The organism is Streptomyces sp. G5(2025) (assembly GCF_049542075.1).
Classification (GTDB): Bacteria; Actinomycetota; Actinomycetes; order Streptomycetales; family Streptomycetaceae; genus Streptomyces.
In genome coordinates, this window is sequence record NZ_JBMUZT010000002.1 from 617665 (window position 1) to 633460 (window position 15796).

The following is a 15796-nucleotide window of genomic DNA, read 5'->3' on the forward strand; positions in this document are numbered from 1 at the left end:
CGTGTCGGCCGCCGTCAGTTCTTGCTGAGGACCAGGCGGTCGTTGCCGCTGCGCTGCAGCAGGCCGGTCTTCTCACGGAACGACCCCAGTCGGACGAGCGTCGGAGCCTCGTACGTCTTCTTCATTCCCATCACCTCGCTGTGAGCGGTGCCGTCGGCCTTCCGTGTGGCCGGCGGCGGTCTCACCAGCTAGCGGGGCGGAACGCGGTACGAGCAAGACGCACGAGATAAGTCATATCAACAGACTTTCAAGGGGGCGGCGTGGGTGCCATTCGGTCTGCATGTCGACTTCGCGGTTGCCGAAGGGGGGTGGCGCAGGGAGGCGTTTGAGGCGGCGGACACCGTCCGACCTGCACCGTGCCGTCGGCGCACCGGCCGAGGTGGCGGCCGGACCGCGCACGCGACGGGCGGGGGCGCCGCCCGGCGCACCGCGCGCGGGGCACGCAACCGAGAGGCTTCGCGTCAGGCGAGGCCGACCCGCGCAGGGCACTGTTCGACCGCCGCCCGCGGGTCCCGGGCGTAGCTGCCGTCGCCGAACAGCTCGAACGTCATCCGGCGGTCGTACCCTCGGCTGTCGGGGGCCGACAGGTCGGTCGGCACGCGGCAGTTCGCCGTCGCCCCACGCGAGGTGTCCGGCGGGCCGTCCGTCGACGAGGTGGACGTGCCGGACGCGGTCGCCGATCTCGTCGAGCAAGGCCGCGAGGGCGCGGGAGTCGTTGACCAGGTTCGACTCCAGTGGTACGCGTCCGGGGGTCAGCGGGTGATGAGGGTCGTGCAGCGGACGTATGGTCCCGCCACGTGTTGGTGCACTTCGACTGCCGCCGAGTGGGGCCCGTCGCCGCGTTCGTGGCGGGCGTACGCGCTGTGGCCCAGGACTCGCTTACGCGTCTGCGGCAGCCGAAGCCGCGCATGAAGGGGTGGTACCTGGAGTCGGAAGCTGGTGGGCGGCCACGACCGGCAGGCCGCCGAGCTCGCCGCAGCGACCGGAGATGCCTGGCCGGCCTCGCGCCTCACCCGCAGAGAAGGACCGGCTACTGGCCGGGCACATCCCGCACAGTGGCGCCTGCGCAGTCAAGACGCTTGCCCGCCGCGAGCTGGAGACGTACAGCCGAACGCCCCGGCGCCCGTCTCGAACGCGGCAAGGGTGGAGACCTGGGCCGCACACTTGAGTCTCCCGCAGGGGGAGACAAGAAGGTGAGCTCATGAACGACGGCACCCTCTACTCGATCGGCGAACTGGCCCAGCGCACCGGACTGACGGTCAAGACGATCCGGTTCTACTCCGATCGGGGCATCGTCGAGCCCGCCGACCGCACCCACGCCGGCTACCGGCTCTACGCCCTGGACACCGTCGCTCGCCTTGCCCTCGTGCGAACACTGCGAGAACTGGGACTCGGCCTCGCCATGATCCGGCGGGTCGTGGACCAGGAACTCACACTCAGCGAGGTCGCCGCGGAACACGCTGCCGCACTTGACGCGCAGATCAGCATCCTGCGTCTGCGGCGGGTGGTTCTGGCAGCCGCCGCCACACGCGAACCCACTCCCGAGGAGATGCAACTCATGCACCAGCTGGCCACGCTGTCCGAAACGGAACGCCGACGCCTGGTCGACGACTTCCTCAACAGCGTCTTCGAAGGCCTCCACCGTGGCTCTTACCACGCCGCAGCCCGGCGTTCCATGACACCCGAGCTTCCCGACAGCGCCACAGACGAACAGGTCAGAGCATGGGTGGAGCTGGCCGAACTGTCTATGGACCCCGATTTCCGCGCCACTGAGCGGCGCCTGGCCGAAGACCACGCGGCCGACCTGCCCGACGACGCCCCTGCGCCGCCGCGCCCAGACATGATCGCCATGGTCCGAGATCTCGTCGGGCCGGCCGTGGCACGCGGCATCAGCCCCGACTCGCCCCGGGCCGATCCCGTCGTCGCGGCCCTCACCGCCCACTGCGCGCTCGCCCACGGCCGCCCCGATGACGCCGAGCCGCACCGGTGGCTGCTGCACCGCCTGGAAGCCGCGAGCGATCCGCGCAGGGACGAGTACTTCCGGCTGCTCGCGCTGATCAACGGCTGGCCGACGCCGGAACGCCTCACCCCGGTGATCGACTGGTCCGTCACAGCTCTGCGGATACGGGCAGCCCGATGACGAAGATCGTCGCACGGGTCGAGGCAGACGCCACACCGTGGGCCCCTGCTCTCGTACTGCGTCCCCGGAGCCCGGCGGACGCTGCCGACCTGGTTGCACTGCATCGGGATGACGCCCTGCGCCGGTGGACGAGCTCATCGGTGAACGACGCGGCGAGCGCGGCTCATTGGGGCACTGCGTCCGCCGAGGTCGGCTACTGGACGGCAGCGCACGCGCGCGGCCGGGGAGGACACCCCGCGCACTACAGGCACTGACGGACTGGGCCTTCACCGCCTTCCCCGGCAACGAACCAACGCGCCGTGAACTCCTGCATCAAGTGGACGACACAGCGTCATGCCGCGTCGCAGAAGAGCCGGTACGCACTGGCCACGCTCCTGCCCCCGGCACCGCCCGCCTACCCCCTTGCCGGTCACGTGCACGTACGGACGCGCGACCTCTGACCCACGTGCCCGTCACTTCCCGATGCCGTCGGCGAGGCCCTTGACGATGTAGCGCTGGCCGAAGAAGAACAGCAGCACCACCGGCACCGCGGCGATCGCCATCCCCGCGAAGACGACGGGAAAGTCCGTGCCGTGCTTGCTCATGAGGCTGGTCAGCCCGACCGGCAGGGTCTGGGCGTCGCTGCCGTTGGTGAACACCATCGCGAAGAGGTACTCGTTCCAGGCGAACAGGACGTGCAGCAGGACGGTGGAGGTGATGATCGGCTTGCACATCGGCAGGATGATCCGCCAGAAAGCGGTCCCGCGTCCCGCGCCGTCGATCTCGGCCGCCTCGTCGACCTCGCGCGGGAGGTCGATCATGTAGGCGCGGATGAGGAAGGTGGTGAACGGCACCCGGAAGGCCGTGTACAGGATGAGCAGCGCCCAGAAGCTGTTGTACAGACCCATCCTCTGGAACATCTGCACGAGTGGCACCAGCGCCACGGTGGGGGTGAGCATGAGCCCGCCGAGGATGACGGCCGTGAGTACCTTGTTGAGCGGGAGGTTCACCCGGGTGAGGCCGTACGCCGCCCAGGCGCTGATGAAGACGGTCGCGATCGTCGAGGTCACCGTGACGAGCACACTGGCCATGAGGTAGTCGCTGACCCCGCGGTTCCACGCCTTCTGGTAGTTGTCGAAACTCCAGGAGCCCGGCAGCGCGAAGGGGTTGTCGAAGAGTTCGGCGTTGGTCTTGAAGCCGTTGAGGACCATCCACAGCAGCGGATAGAGCACGACCACCGCCAGGCCGAGCAGGAAGGCCCACAGGAACAGGCGTGCGATCACGCCGAGGAAGCCGAGACGAGTCACCATTCCACCCTTTTCCTACGGGTGATCCACAGCTGCGCCATGGCGATGGTGAGCGTGATCACGAAGAGCACGGTGCCGATCGCCGCGGCCGAGCCGAAGTCGTTGCGTACAAAACCGTTGCGGTACAGCCAGGTGCCGAGGACCTGGGTCGAGTTGTTGGGGCCTCCGCTGGTCATCACCATGACCTCGTTGAACACCTGGAACGCGCCGGAGACGGTCACCATCATCATGAGTCCCGTCATCTCGCGCACCAGGGGCAGCGTCACCTGGAAGAAGCGGCGGACGGCTCCGACGCCGTCGAGGGCGGCCGCCTCGTAGAGCTCGGAGGGGATGCGCTGGATCGCGATGGCGAAGAGCAGGGTGCAGTACCCGAAGCCCTGCCACTGGCTCATGGCGATGATCGCGAACATCGCTGTGCTCTCCTGCCCCAGCCACGGCTGGGCGAACTCCCGCAGCCCGACCTCGTCGAGCACGTGGTTGAGCAGGCCGATGTTGGGCTCGTAGACGAAGTAGAAGAGCAGTCCCGCGACGGTCAGAGAGATCGCCGAGGGGATGAAGTAGACGCCGCGGAGGGCGCGTTGCCACCGCTCGCTGCGTACGCTCTCGACGAGCGCGGCGAGCAGCAGGGCGCCGAAGACCTGGAACACGATGGAGATGACCGCGTACCAGAGGTTGTTGGCGAACGACGACCAGAAGACCGGGTCGCCGAAGAGCCTGCGGTAGTTTTCCAGGCCGACGTACTCCTGGTCACCGCTGTAGATGTCCCACGTGAGCGTGGAGAACCCGAAGTTCTGCATGAGCGGGAGGTAGACGAAGACTCCGAGCACGACGAGGGCCGGAACGACCCAGGCCAGCCCGAGTGCCCGTCGGCACATGGTGCGCACCAGCTTGTTCCCTTCGGCAGCGCGGCGGGCTACTTGGCGGACTCGGAGGTTCGGCGGACGCTCTCAAGTACTTTCTCGGCAGACATGCCGCCGCTGATCAGCGCCTCGCCGCCGGCCAGCCAGGCGTCGGCGACCTCGGGGGCGGTGACCATGTCGAGCCATCCGACCAGGTCCGGGGCCTCGTTGACCTTCTCGATGCCCTCGAAGACGGCCTTGCTCGACGTCTTGGGGGTGACGGCTCCGACCACCGTGCTGGGCTGGCCGTACGGCGGTGAGGAGAGGGTCGCGGCGTTCTTCGGTCCGGTCACGAACTTCATGAAGTCGACGGCGAGGGCCGCGCGCGGCGACCGCGCGTTGACGAAGTATCCCTCCGGCGCCCCCTCGATCACCTTCGGGTCCCCCTTCGCGCCCCGCGGGGCGGGCAGAGGGAGGATCCCCAGGTCCTTCGGCTTGAGGGGCCCGCCCGAGGTCGCGCTGTCGAATTCGAGGATCTCCTGGTAGTACATCGCCGCCTTGCCGCGGGCGAACGCCTCCTGCGCCGAGGTGTAGAGGACGCCGTTGGTGCCGCCCCGGGTGTCGGTGCACGAGTCGACGAGGGTCTTGAACTGCCGGAGAGCGGTGAGGTAGCCCGGGTCGTCGAAGGCCGCCGTCTCGGGATGGTTGTCCGCCTCACGGACGGTGGCGGGCACGTTGTACGCGAAGAGCTGCTGGAGGTAGTGCAGCGCGGGCCAGCCGTCCTTGTTGCCGAAGGCGATGGGTTCGTATCCGGCCGCGCGTAGGTCGGAGCAGCTGTCGATCAGCTCGTCGAAGGTCGTCGGGACCTCGACACCGGCCTTGGCGAACGCCGCCTTGTTGTAGCCCATGAACTTGCCGTTGTTGTAGAGGGGTATGCCGTAGTACTTGCCCTTGCGGGCGAAGGCGGACAGGGACGACTTGCTGAAGGTCTTCCCCCACGCGGTGTCAGGGCCGATGACCTCGGTGAGGTCCGCCGCCCGGCCGCCGCGGACGAAGTTGTCGGCCCAGTTCCCGGTCCAGGTGAAGTAGACGTCGGGCAGGGCGTTGGAGGCCGTGAGCGTCTTGGCCTTGTCCTTGATGCTCTGGTCGGTCTCCTGGATGAGCTCCACCGTCACCCCCGGGTGCTTCCGCTCGTAGGCGGCGGCGAGGTCCTCGAAGTAGGGGCTGAGCGGGTCACCCGCGAACTTGGTCAGGATGCTCAGGGTGCCGGAGAACTCCGGCTCGGCCCCGACATCGGCCGCCGGCGCCGGCGCCGGCCCGGCGAAGCAGCCGGTGAGGGCGAGAACCGAGGCCCCGAAGAGTGCCGCGTACCTCGTCGTCGCACGAGCGCGCATGGGCTTCCTTTCGCTCGGAATGGGACCGCCGGTGCCGCCGGGCACCTCGGATCCGCCGCGGAATCCGTGACGTGGACCGCTTTGTGTGCGGCGACTGTACAGAGAATCTGATACCGGTACCAGGGTGGAGACGGAGAAGTTCCGCGGGCACGGCTTCGGCCGCCGCGGGGCCTCCGGCGACAGGACCACGAGGGCCCGAGAACACGCAGCTCAACAAAGGCAGTTGCGAGGTCCATGGCCCCCTGGCAGAGGAACGGTATTGACGCTCATGACCTCTTGTGCCAGCGTGAGGCCCGCGTGATACCGGTATCAGGTCGCTCAGCGCCACCGGCCGCACCCTCCCCGAAAGGACCCGAAGATGCTCGGTTTCAACGAGCCGGAACTTCTCTCCCAGCTGGCGAGCACGGTGGCCCTGCGCCCCCGCATCGAAGAGCTCGCCGACCGCCTCGTGGACGAGGGGTTCGACCATCTTTTCCTCGTCGGCGCCGGCGGCACCTACGCCCAGATGTGGCCGTACGAGCACCTCGCCCGGCGCAGTTCGACCCTCCCCGTACGCGCCGTGATCGCCGCGGAGTTGGTCGCCTCCGGTGATGCCATGCTCGGCGAGCGTTCGGTGGCCGTCTTCACGTCCGTGTCGGGCACGACGGAGGACAGCCTCAGCGCCATCGAGTTCTGCCGGTCCAAGGGCGTCCACACGATCGGCTTCACGGGGTACGCCGACTCCCCCATCGCCAAGGCCGTCGACGTCGCCCTGGTCTCGGAGCCGAAGGCGTGGCCGTTCGACCCCCAAATGCTGCTGCTCATGGGCCGGTTGCTCTCACGGCGGGGCGAGTTCGCGGGCTACGAGAAGCTCGCCGACGAGCTCGCCGGTATCCCGCGCCTCATGGTCGACGTGGCCAAGCAGGCCGATCCGTCCGCGAGCGCCTTCGCCGAGGCCCACAAGGACACCGACTACCACTTCCTCGTCGGCGGCGGAAACCTGTGGGGTTTCACGTACCTGTACTCCATGTGCATCCTTGAGGAGATGCAGTGGCTGCGCACCACCCGTGTGCACAGCGCCGAGTTCTTCCACGGCTCGCTCGAACTGCTCGAAGAGGACACGAGCGTGATCGTCTTTCAGGGGGAGGACGAGACGCGGGCGCTGACCGACCGTGTCGAGGCCTTCGCCAAGCGCATCTCGCGCGACGTGACCGTCTTCGACACGCGTGACTACGCGCTGGAAGGCATCAGCCCCGAGTTCCGCGGTCTCCTCGCGCCGCTCGTGCTCGACACGGTGATGGGCAGGGCGAGCAAGCACCTGGAGCGGGTGCGGGATCACTCACTGGACCTGCGCCGGTACTACCGCGTCCTGGACTACTGACCGATCCGACGGGACCCCGCCCTCCCCGGGCCTTGCTCCTTAGGCGGGGAGGGCGGGTCGATCTGCCGTTCGGGGCGATGGACCGCCCGGGCGCCACGCCGCCCCTCGCAACGCCGGCCGCCCCGGCCCCACGCCGCCCCTCGCACAGGAGAACCCACATGAGAGTCCTCGGCTTCGGCGACAACATCGTCGACCGTTTCGTCGACCGCGGTATCGACTACCCGGGTGGCAACAGCGTCAACGTGGCTGTGTACGCCCGGCGGTTGGGCGTCGAGGCCGCCTACCTCGGAGTCTTCGGCGACGACGACCTCGGGGGCTTTCTGCGGAAGTCCATCGGCGCTCAGAACGTGGCCATGGACCACTGTGTCGTACGCGCGGGCGAATCCGGCCTGTCCACCCTGCGCGTCGACGACGGCGAGCGCGTGTTCCTCGGCTGGAACGGCGGCGGCGTCACGGTACGGGAACCGCTCCGGCTCGACCCCGAACTGGTCGCGTACATAACGTCGTTCGACCTCGTGCACTCCAGCGTGTTCTCGCGGAGCGAGAGCGAACTGCCCCGGCTCGCCGCGTCCGGCCCGCTCGTGATGTTCGACCTGTCCAGCGAGGACGAATACCGCACCCCCTCCTACCTCGACCGCGTCTGCCCGTACGCGGACCTCGTCCTGCTGTCCTGCTCGCACCTCGACGAGGCCGCGACGCATGCCCTCCTGGCCGAAGCCGTGGACCGGGGTGCCGGAACGGCGCTCGCCACGCGCGGCGTCGACGGAGCCATCGTCCGCACGGACCGCTGCACCGTCACAGCGCCCGCGCGGGAGGCGGGGCACGCGAAGCCGCTCGTCGACACCATGGGCTGCGGCGACGCGTTCCTCGCCGGCTTCGCGATCTCCCTCGTGCGCGAGGGATGGTCCACAGGCACTCCGCTCCACCCGAAGGTGATCGAACACGCGCTGCGGAAAGGAGCCGACGCCGCGTACGAGCAGTGCTTCGTCGAGGGAGCCTTCGGTCACGGCCGGCCCGTCGGGTGACCGGCTGGGCGGTGTCTAGCATGTGGCGAGCCCTCGACCAGGAGAAGTGAGGTACGGAAGCCGATGCCAGCAGACCGGGGCGACCCACCGAGGACGCCGAGGACGCAAACGCAGATGCAGACGCAGCCTCAGACGCCACCGACGATCTCCGAGGTGGCCGCCGAGGCCGGCGTCGGCCGCGCGACCGCGGCGCGCACCCTCGGCGGCTACGGGTACGTCAGCCCTCAGTTGAAGGAACGCGTGCTCGCGGCGGCCGAGAAGCTCGGTTACCGCGCGAACGCGCTGGCGCGAAGCATGTCGACCGGAGTGAGCCACACCCTGGGGGTCGTCGTCGCGGACATCGGCAACCCCTTCTTCGCGGGCATGGTGCGCGGGATCTCCGACGCCTCCCGCGCACGGGGCTTCGACACCATCGTGCTGAGCACCTACGAGGACCTCGACGAGGAGATCGCGGCGACCAACGTACTGATAGACAAGCGCGTGGACGGCGTCATCATCGCGTCGGCCGCCGTCGGCCGCGGCGAGGTCACGCACATCCGCACGGCCCTGAAGCAGGGTGTCCCGGTCGTGCTGGTCGACCGGGCGGTCGGTTCCCTCGACCTCGACACCGTCGTCATCGACAACAGGGACGTGGCGCGGGAGGCCGTCGAGACGCTCATCGAGGCCGGACACCGCCGCATCGGTTTCGTCTGGGGGCCTCCGGTGCCGCAGGCGCCGGCGACCCGGCGCGCGCTGCTCGCCGCGGCGGCCCGCAATGTGTGGACGGACGGGGAGCGGCTGCGTGGCTACCTCGACGCGCTGGACGACGCGGGCATCCCCTTCGACCCGGAGCTGGTGATGGTCGGGCCCAAGACCGAGGAGCACGCGACCGAGGAGGCCGGCCGCATGCTCGCCCTGCCCGACCGCGCCACCGCGCTGTTCTGCACGGAGACCGACGCGATGACGGGCGCGCTGCGGGCCATGCGGGCGCGGAAGTTGACCTACCCCGGCGACCTGTCCCTGATCGGCTTCGACGACAGCGCGTGGGCGGCGGTCATGGACCCGCCCCTCACGATGATCGAACAGCCGGTGCACCAACTCGGCGCGAAGGCGGCGGACGTACTGCTCGACTCGCTCGAAGGAGCGGAAGCGCGCCGCGAGACGCACACGTTGCACGCACGGCTGGTCGTGCGCTCCTCGGTCGGGGCGCCGCCCGCGCGGTGAACGGCTGAACCGCTGCGGGGGTGGGGGGCGGTGAGCTGGGGAGCAGTGGGGCGGCCCGTCGGCTCCGGTTCCGGTTCCGGTTTCGGCTCCGGTTCCGGCTCCGGTTTCGGTTTCTGTTTCTGTTTCGGTTCGGCCGGGCGCCCGCCCTGAGCGAGCTCGCTATGGCTTCCGACCGCGCGCGGCCCTCGGCATCGAGACCGCCAAGGACCAGCTCGCCTCCGGGAGGATCACCGCCGGAGCGGGGTCGCCGGGCGGCACCCGCGTCCGTCGGCCGGACCTGACGGTGCTCACCGACCCGGGCGGCACCATTCTTCGCACAAACACTTATGCAGTTAACGGGTCCCCCATTTGGGGAATTGCGTCACTCGAATGCCACGTATCCGCAGGAATGGGCACGCGTTATCTCGAATATGACGACGGAACTTCCCAATCACGATCACGGTCCCCACGCACACCACGACAAAGCCCCTCTGCCCGTGCGCCGGAAAGTCAAGACAGTCTCCCACGCGCACAACGCGGCCCCGGGGGCCTCGGCGGCATCTGCGACCGCAGGTGAGGGGCTAAACCGGGCTCCTGGCGCACCTTCAACAGAGTCTCTCCTGTTGGATTTCTTGGACCATATGAATGCGCTGGAAACGGGCCTCGCCCGGCGATGGAGCGATTCGGTCGCCAGGCCTGATGTCGCCATGTCGGAATGATCTGATCACACCATGCAAAATGATCCTGTCTACTATCATCCGGGATACTCAGGCGATCATGCGTCCGGGTACTTCAGCGAACACCGCGGGCAGTACGGCCGCTCCGACGACCGTTACTCACCCCTGACGGAACCGCCTGATCCGGGCTGGGACCCGGCCGAGGAACTGGCGTACCTGCTCCAGGACGCGATCGCGGATCAGACGCCTTCGACCGCTCCGGCAGGCGAAGATGTCCCGGCGACTCACACCGCGGTCGGTTCCCCGCTCCAAGCCCTCCAGGACATCACGACGGAGCTGCCGCCGCTGAGGAAGAACCCGCAGAGCCACCGCAAGACACGTGAACAGCGGCGCGTGCATCTCGTCCGGACCGCGAGTTGCGCCATCACGACACTCGTGGCGCTCACGGCGTCGGCGGTGAGTCTCTTCAGCACGGCGGTTGCCTATGACCCGCTCAGGCTCATCGCGCTCAGCCACACGGAGAACAGCTCGGTCGCCTGGTGGCCCGTCCTCATCTTCGGCCCCTGGCTGGTGGCGTCCCTGTCCGTACTACGAGCCGCCCTGCATCAACGCCGCGCCGTCCACTCATGGTGCGTGGCCGTCGTCTTCTCCCTCATCACGATGCTCCTGTGCGTCGCCCGGGCGCCCATGAACGTCATCGACATCACCGTCGCCGCCTTGCCCAGCCTCGCCTCGCTGGCCTGTTTCCAGCAACTGGTACGGCAGGTCACTCTCACGCGGCCTCCCAAGCGCCCCGTACCCCGCCACCGACTCCTGCGTCCCCGGATGCCGCTGTCCACCGAGGGACCGGCCCACGAGACGGCGGCCGCCGCTCCCCTGAAAGCAGAAGTACCCCGACCGCGCAGCGCGGAGCTCAGGGAACAGTAAGCGGGCCCCAGCGGCCCCATCAACAATCAGGGGTTGTTTCAGATTGCTCCGGAACAGCCCCTGATCTGCGACTCTCACGGTGGTCCTCGCCCTGCCTGTGGTCACCGAGGTCTGGCACATCTACGTCCTGATCGGGCTGCTCCAGGCCGGGTCCGCAGCGTTCACCCCGACGTTCCAAGCCGTCATCCCCGACATCGTCACCGGCGAGTCCGACTACACGCGGGCCCTGTCCGCCTCCCAGGTGGCTGCCACCATGGAGAGCCTGCTCAGCCCCGTGCTCGCGGCCGTCGCCCTGACGTTCATGAGCTTCGACCGGCTGTTCCTGGGCACCTCCGCCGGATTCCTCGTCTCCGCCGTGCTCGTCCTGTCGACGCGTATCCCCGACGCCCGTCCCAGCACCCACAGCAGCGCCTGGGACAGAGCGGCGTCGGGCATCAGGACCTTCCTCAGGACTCCACGGCTGCGCGGGGTCATGGCTCTCAACCTCGTGGTCGCGGCGGCGGGTTCGATCGTCGTCGTCAACACCGTCAACTACATCCGGGACACGCTCGGCGGCTCGCAGTCGCACGTCGCCTGGAGGCTCGCCGCCTCCGGCACCGGAACCCTCCTGGCCGCCCTCGTACTGCCCCGGGTCCTCGACCGGATCGCCGCCCGCACCGTCATGATGACCGGCGCCGCGGCCCTCGTCGCCGGCACGGCCGCCGCGGTGACGCTCATCTCGGCCGGCCTCACCACGTGGGCCGGTACGGCGATCATCTGGACCGTGATCGGCATCGGCATGGCGCTGATCATCACGCCGACCGGCAAGGTCCCGCGCGCCTCCGTCGGACGGAACGCGATCCCCGAGGCATTCGCGGCCCAGTTCTCCCTGTCGCACCTGACCTGGCTGATCACGTACCCCATCGCGGGCCGGCTCGGCACGGGCGTCGGCTTCACGCCGGCCTGGTCCGTCCTCGCGGTCCTTGCCGCAGCGGGAGCATGCGGCGCCCTCCTCCTCTGGCCGCGCCACGACGGACGGGGAATGGCGACCAGCCCCGTCACACCCGCCCGGCACGCGCCCGTCACGGACCGGCCCGCGCTGTCTGAGGCGGCATGAGACACCGCGGGCCGCCATACTCCGCCGATCAGCCCCGGCGGTTTCCCGCTGGACCGTTGGCTTGTTCACGCCCAGTTCCACGAACCAGGCCCAAAGCCTCCCGCCACAGCGGTTAACATCCCGTCATGATGACGACGTGGTCGCCTTTCGGCGTACGACGTACCGGCTCTGCGCCGCGTACGTCGCGCCGGTGGTGGCTGGGTGTCCTCCTCTTCGCCGTGCTCTACGCACATGGCATCGGAGTGGAAGGCGCGTCGGCGCACACGTCCCCGGCGATGGTGACCTCGTCGATCGCCGTGGACCGCGCCCCCGCAGCGGCCGAGGGTCACGCCGGTGCTCCGGAGCCCGCCGGTGGCGGTTCCGACAGCCACGACGAAGGCTCTTCCCACGCTGCGGGCGAGTGTCTCTCCGGACAGCCTCAGGACGGCCCGTCCCTCGCGGCGCCCTGCGCCTCGGGATTGGATTCGGCCTTCGAGTACGGCGGCCCGGGCGGCGGCATCGCCGCCACCGGCGGCCATGCGCGTGAGGCCCATGCTCCGCCACCATCCCGACTGGCAGCGGTCCTTCGGACCTAGGCCGGTGGTCTCAGCCGGCCGTCGGCGCGCGGAACGCTCCTCATCACGCCGCTCTGTACGTGTTCCCCACGTGACGGCCCCCGCCTGCCCTCTCACCGACCCCTGATCGCTGCCCTCCGCTCCGTCGCGTCAGCCGCGCGGGCTCGGGCAGCCGTGCGGAGCCGTCGTGCTGTCATCCCTCACGCGCCATCCGGTCCACCACGCACCGCCCTGGACTCGGCACTTCGTCGCCGTCGTCTGCGCCGTACTGCTCGCGGGCGTCCTCGCCTGTCCACATCAGCTCACCGCGTCGAGCGACGGGCACGGTCCCGCTATGGGGTCCGTCAGCGCCGTGGACGCGTCGCTCACACCTGGGGCCGAACCCCGACAACAGACGCTGACGCTGACGCTGGAAGATCCGCTCACGTGCACGTCTGAGCGCAGTGGAGAGAGCGGTACCGCTCCGCGCGGCATGCACGGGCCCGCGCCCCGTGACACCCCTGCCGGCACTGGGCCCACTGCTGCGACGTCGCGTCCTTCCCGCGGGTCTCGGCAGGTCGGAGCGGTCTGCGCCGTGACCTCAAGAACAACGCTCATCACCGTCTGTCGGTGGCGCGTATAGGGGTCGCCTCCGCAGCCGTGATCACACGGCCCCCGCGCGCACCGGTGGCCCGTTCGACTGCCGCGGTGCACGCGTCGAACCCGCGCCTGATACGCCGACACTTCGACGAGAGCGAGACGATGCATTCCCTGATCACCACCGATGCGACCCCCACGCGAACAGCCATCTCCGGGCTGGTCGGCAACACACCGGTCCTGCACATCTCCGGGCCACCCGCTTCCGAGGGCCGCGGCTTCTGGGCCAAACTGGAGGGCTGCAACCCCGGCGGCATCAAGGACCGCCCCGGTCTGCACATGGTCGAACGCGCCCGGAGCCGGGGCGACTTGGCGCCCGGCGGCCGGATCATCGAGTCGACCAGCGGCACCCTGGGGCTCGGCCTGGCGCTCGCCGGCATGGTGTACGGGCATCCCGTCACCCTGGTCACCGACCCCGGGCTTGAGCCGTCCATGACCCGGCTCCTCACTGCCTACGGCGCCCGGGTCGATGTGGTCGGCGAGCCCCACCCCGAGGGCGGCTGGCAGCAGGCCCGCCGCGATCGCGTCACCGAGCTGCTCTCCGAGCACCCCGGATCCTGGTGTCCGGATCAGTACAACAACCCGGACAACACCGCCGCGTACACCCCGCTTGCCCTTGAACTCGCCGCCCAGCTGGGCCACATCGACGTACTGGTGTGCAGCGTCGGCACCGGCGGACACTCCGCGGGTGTCTCGCGCGTGCTGCGGCAGCTCTATCCCGACCTGCGCGTCGTCGGTGTCGACACCATCGGCTCGACGATCTTCGGCCAGCCCGCGCGGCCACGTCTCATGCGCGGCCTCGGCTCCAGCATCTACCCCCGTAACGTGGCGTACGAGAACTTCGACGAGGTGCACTGGGTCGCCCCCGCCGAAGCGGTGTGGGCCTGCCGCCGACTCGCCTCGTCGCACTACGCGACGGGCGGCTGGAGCGTCGGCGCGGTCGCCCTCACGGCCGGCTGGATCGCCGGGACCCTGCCCGCCGGCACCCGGGTCGCGGCCGTCTTCCCCGACGGGCCGCAGCGCTACCTCGGGACGGTGTACGACGACGAGTACTGCGCGGCCCACGGCCTGCTGGGCCGGCCCCCGGCTGCCGAACCCGATGAGATCGCGCGGCCCGACGACAAGGAAGTCACCCGCTGGACACGGTGCGCGGACGTCGTCGACCCGCTGACCCTTGCCGCCGGGATCGAGGACGTCCGATGAAGACGACTCTGCGGCAGGTCACGACGTACGAGCGCAGCGTGCAGTTGCTGATGGTGAATCAGTTCACCATCAATCTGGGCTTCTACATGCTGATGCCGTTCCTGGCCGCGCATCTGTCGGGTTCGCTCGGCCTCGCCGGATGGGTGGTCGGGCTCGTCCTGGGCGTACGGAACTTCACGCAACAGGGCATGTTCCTCGTGGGCGGGACGCTCGCCGACCGGTTCGGGTACAAGCCGCTGATCATTGCCGGATGTGTCCTGCGCACCGCCGGGTTCGCGACGCTCGGGCTGGTCGATTCGCTGCCCGCGCTGCTGGCCGCCTCGGCGGCGACCGGTCTGGCCGGAGCACTGTTCAATCCGGCGGTCCGCGCCTACCTCGCGGCGGACGCCGGCGATCGGAGGGTCGAAGCCTTCGCGCTGTTCAACGTCTTCTACCAGGCCGGCATCCTGCTCGGCCCCTTGGTCGGCATGCTGCTGACCGCCGTAGACTTCCGCACCACCTGCCTGGTGTCCGCGGGCATCTTCGCCCTCCTCAGTGTGGTCCAGATCCGTGCGCTTCCCGCGCGCCGGGCCACGGACAAGAGCACCGGGGAAGGCACGGAGCGGCAGGGCGTACTGGCGCAGTGGCGCTCGGTCGTGGCCAACCGGCCCTTCCTGCTCTTCTCCGTCGCCATGATCGGTTCGTACGTCCTCTCCTTCCAGGTCTACCTCGCACTACCGCTGGAAGTGCGGCGGCTGGGAGGCTCCGGAGACGCCGGTACAGCGGCGACGGCACTGCTCTTCGCCGTCTCCGGGCTCACCACCATCGTGTGCCAGACGCGCGTGACAGCGTGGTGCAAGGAGCGCATGGAACCTGGGCGGGCGCTGACGTGGGGACTCGTCACCATGGGCGTGGCCTTCGTGCCGCTCCTGGCCGTGATGCCGTTGCCCGTGCCCGAGGGCGGCCCAGGTCGTTGGCTGCTGGCGGCCGTGCCGCCGGCGCTGTCGGCCCTGCTCCTTGCCGTGGGCACGATGATCGCCTACCCCTTCGAGATGGACACCATCGTCCGCCTCTCCGGGGACCGCCTCGTCGCCACTCACTACGGGCTCTACAACACCATCTGCGGTGTCGGCATCACCGTCGGGAACCTGCTGACCGGCGCCGCACTCGACGCGGCCCGGGAAGCGGGGCTCCCCGCGCTGCCCTGGCTCGTGCTCCTCGCGCTCGGCCTCGCCTGCGCCGCGGCCCTCGACGGCCTGCACCGCGGCGGACGACTGACACCGGCCACTCCCGAAACCCAGCCCGTCACCACGTAACACGCCGTGTCGCACGGCCGAGGGGCGGACGAACCGGTCCGCGAACAGATCCTCGAACCGGTCCGCCCCTCGGCTCCGCGACCTCTCCCCCGTGATTTCCGCGCACATCGCTGGCGTCATCACGTCACTGCGTGAACGCGCACGCTCCGGAACACGTCCGCCGGCGTTTCCGAGCATCTGGA

The 15796-nt window shown here is 69.3% G+C and carries 12 protein-coding genes and 1 pseudogene; 9 read left to right on the plus strand and 4 right to left on the minus strand.

Features of this window, described 5'->3' with window-relative positions; genetic code table 11:
* Positions 1–14: 14 nt before the first annotated feature.
* On the minus strand, positions 15–125 hold the full coding sequence (locus tag ACOBQB_RS03135) for a keywimysin-related RiPP (RefSeq protein ID WP_423588587.1): 111 nt from the start codon (positions 123–125) through the stop codon (positions 15–17).
* A gap of 1076 nt (positions 126–1201) precedes the next feature.
* Between ACOBQB_RS03135 and ACOBQB_RS03140 the strand changes: the two genes are divergently transcribed.
* Positions 1202–2140, plus strand: coding sequence for a MerR family transcriptional regulator (locus ACOBQB_RS03140; protein WP_423588589.1), 939 nt, complete (start codon positions 1202–1204; stop codon positions 2138–2140).
* Positions 2137–2580, plus strand: a pseudogene (locus ACOBQB_RS03145) (GNAT family N-acetyltransferase). Before ACOBQB_RS03140 ends, ACOBQB_RS03145 begins: the two are co-directional and overlap by 4 nt.
* A 12-nt stretch (positions 2581–2592) precedes the next feature.
* On the opposite strand, the gene ACOBQB_RS03150 reads toward ACOBQB_RS03145, so the two are convergent.
* The 3 genes from ACOBQB_RS03150 to ACOBQB_RS03160 are packed head-to-tail and all read right to left on the minus strand — an operon-like array spanning position 2593 to position 5659.
* Positions 2593–3429 carry a carbohydrate ABC transporter permease gene (locus ACOBQB_RS03150; RefSeq protein WP_423588591.1) on the minus strand — a complete coding sequence of 279 codons (837 nt, stop codon included), beginning with the start codon at positions 3427–3429 and terminating at the stop codon, positions 2593–2595.
* A complete protein-coding gene (locus ACOBQB_RS03155; RefSeq protein ID WP_423590355.1) occupies positions 3423–4301 on the minus strand; it encodes a carbohydrate ABC transporter permease in 879 nt (292 codons plus the stop codon). Before ACOBQB_RS03155 ends, ACOBQB_RS03150 begins: the two co-directional genes overlap by 7 nt.
* Positions 4302–4339: 38 nt before the next feature.
* Positions 4340–5659 carry an ABC transporter substrate-binding protein gene (locus ACOBQB_RS03160; RefSeq protein WP_423588593.1) on the minus strand — a complete coding sequence of 440 codons (1320 nt, stop codon included), beginning with the start codon at positions 5657–5659 and terminating at the stop codon, positions 4340–4342.
* A 358-nt stretch (positions 5660–6017) separates the two neighbouring features.
* Here ACOBQB_RS03160 and ACOBQB_RS03165 point away from each other — a divergent pair, with 358 nt between their 5' ends.
* The 7 genes from ACOBQB_RS03165 to ACOBQB_RS03195 all read left to right on the plus strand — a co-directional run bounded on the left by ACOBQB_RS03165 (position 6018) and on the right by ACOBQB_RS03195 (position 15614).
* Complete coding sequence (locus tag ACOBQB_RS03165) at positions 6018–7019, plus strand: SIS domain-containing protein (RefSeq protein WP_423588594.1); 1002 nt, start codon at positions 6018–6020, stop codon at positions 7017–7019.
* 158 nt (positions 7020–7177) lie between these two features.
* Entirely contained in the window at positions 7178–8044 is an 867-nt protein-coding gene (locus ACOBQB_RS03170; protein ID WP_423588596.1) for a PfkB family carbohydrate kinase, read from the plus strand.
* A 114-nt stretch (positions 8045–8158) separates the two neighbouring features.
* A complete protein-coding gene (locus tag ACOBQB_RS03175; protein ID WP_423588597.1) occupies positions 8159–9247 on the plus strand; it encodes a LacI family DNA-binding transcriptional regulator in 1089 nt (362 codons plus the stop codon).
* Positions 9248–9957: 710 nt separating this feature from the next.
* The gene (locus tag ACOBQB_RS03180; protein ID WP_423588599.1) at positions 9958–10830 is read left to right on the plus strand and encodes a DUF2637 domain-containing protein; all 873 of its coding nucleotides are present in this window, start codon (positions 9958–9960) and stop codon (positions 10828–10830) included.
* Between the two features lie 79 nt (positions 10831–10909).
* Positions 10910–11926: an MFS transporter gene (locus tag ACOBQB_RS03185; RefSeq protein WP_423588601.1), complete on the plus strand. Its 1017-nt coding sequence runs from the start codon at positions 10910–10912 to the stop codon at positions 11924–11926.
* Between the two features lie 1295 nt (positions 11927–13221).
* Positions 13222–14319 (plus strand): PLP-dependent cysteine synthase family protein, encoded by a 1098-nt coding sequence (locus tag ACOBQB_RS03190; RefSeq protein WP_423590357.1) that lies wholly within the window; start codon positions 13222–13224, stop codon positions 14317–14319.
* A complete protein-coding gene (locus tag ACOBQB_RS03195) occupies positions 14316–15614 on the plus strand; it encodes an MFS transporter (protein WP_423588603.1) in 1299 nt (432 codons plus the stop codon). The genes ACOBQB_RS03190 and ACOBQB_RS03195 overlap by 4 nt, the downstream gene beginning before the upstream one ends.
* Positions 15615–15796 lie beyond the last annotated feature (182 nt).

Excerpts from the sequence above, each read along its gene's own strand:
- ACOBQB_RS03140 (WP_423588589.1), top strand. The coding sequence starts at position 1,202 with ATGAACGACGGCACCCTCTACTCGATCGGCGAACTGGCCCAGCGCACC.
- ACOBQB_RS03135 (WP_423588587.1), bottom strand. The coding sequence starts at position 125 with ATGAAGAAGACGTACGAGGCTCCGACGCTCGTCCGACTGGGGTCGTTC.
- ACOBQB_RS03170 (WP_423588596.1), top strand. The coding sequence starts at position 7,178 with ATGAGAGTCCTCGGCTTCGGCGACAACATCGTCGACCGTTTCGTCGAC.
- ACOBQB_RS03165 (WP_423588594.1), top strand. The coding sequence starts at position 6,018 with ATGCTCGGTTTCAACGAGCCGGAACTTCTCTCCCAGCTGGCGAGCACG.
- ACOBQB_RS03155 (WP_423590355.1), bottom strand. The coding sequence starts at position 4,301 with ATGTGCCGACGGGCACTCGGGCTGGCCTGGGTCGTTCCGGCCCTCGTC.
- ACOBQB_RS03190 (WP_423590357.1), top strand. The coding sequence starts at position 13,222 with ATGCATTCCCTGATCACCACCGATGCGACCCCCACGCGAACAGCCATC.
- ACOBQB_RS03160 (WP_423588593.1), bottom strand. The coding sequence starts at position 5,659 with ATGCGCGCTCGTGCGACGACGAGGTACGCGGCACTCTTCGGGGCCTCG.
- ACOBQB_RS03175 (WP_423588597.1), top strand. The coding sequence starts at position 8,159 with ATGCAGACGCAGCCTCAGACGCCACCGACGATCTCCGAGGTGGCCGCC.
- ACOBQB_RS03180 (WP_423588599.1), top strand. The coding sequence starts at position 9,958 with ATGCAAAATGATCCTGTCTACTATCATCCGGGATACTCAGGCGATCAT.
- ACOBQB_RS03195 (WP_423588603.1), top strand. The coding sequence starts at position 14,316 with ATGAAGACGACTCTGCGGCAGGTCACGACGTACGAGCGCAGCGTGCAG.
- ACOBQB_RS03150 (WP_423588591.1), bottom strand. The coding sequence starts at position 3,429 with ATGGTGACTCGTCTCGGCTTCCTCGGCGTGATCGCACGCCTGTTCCTG.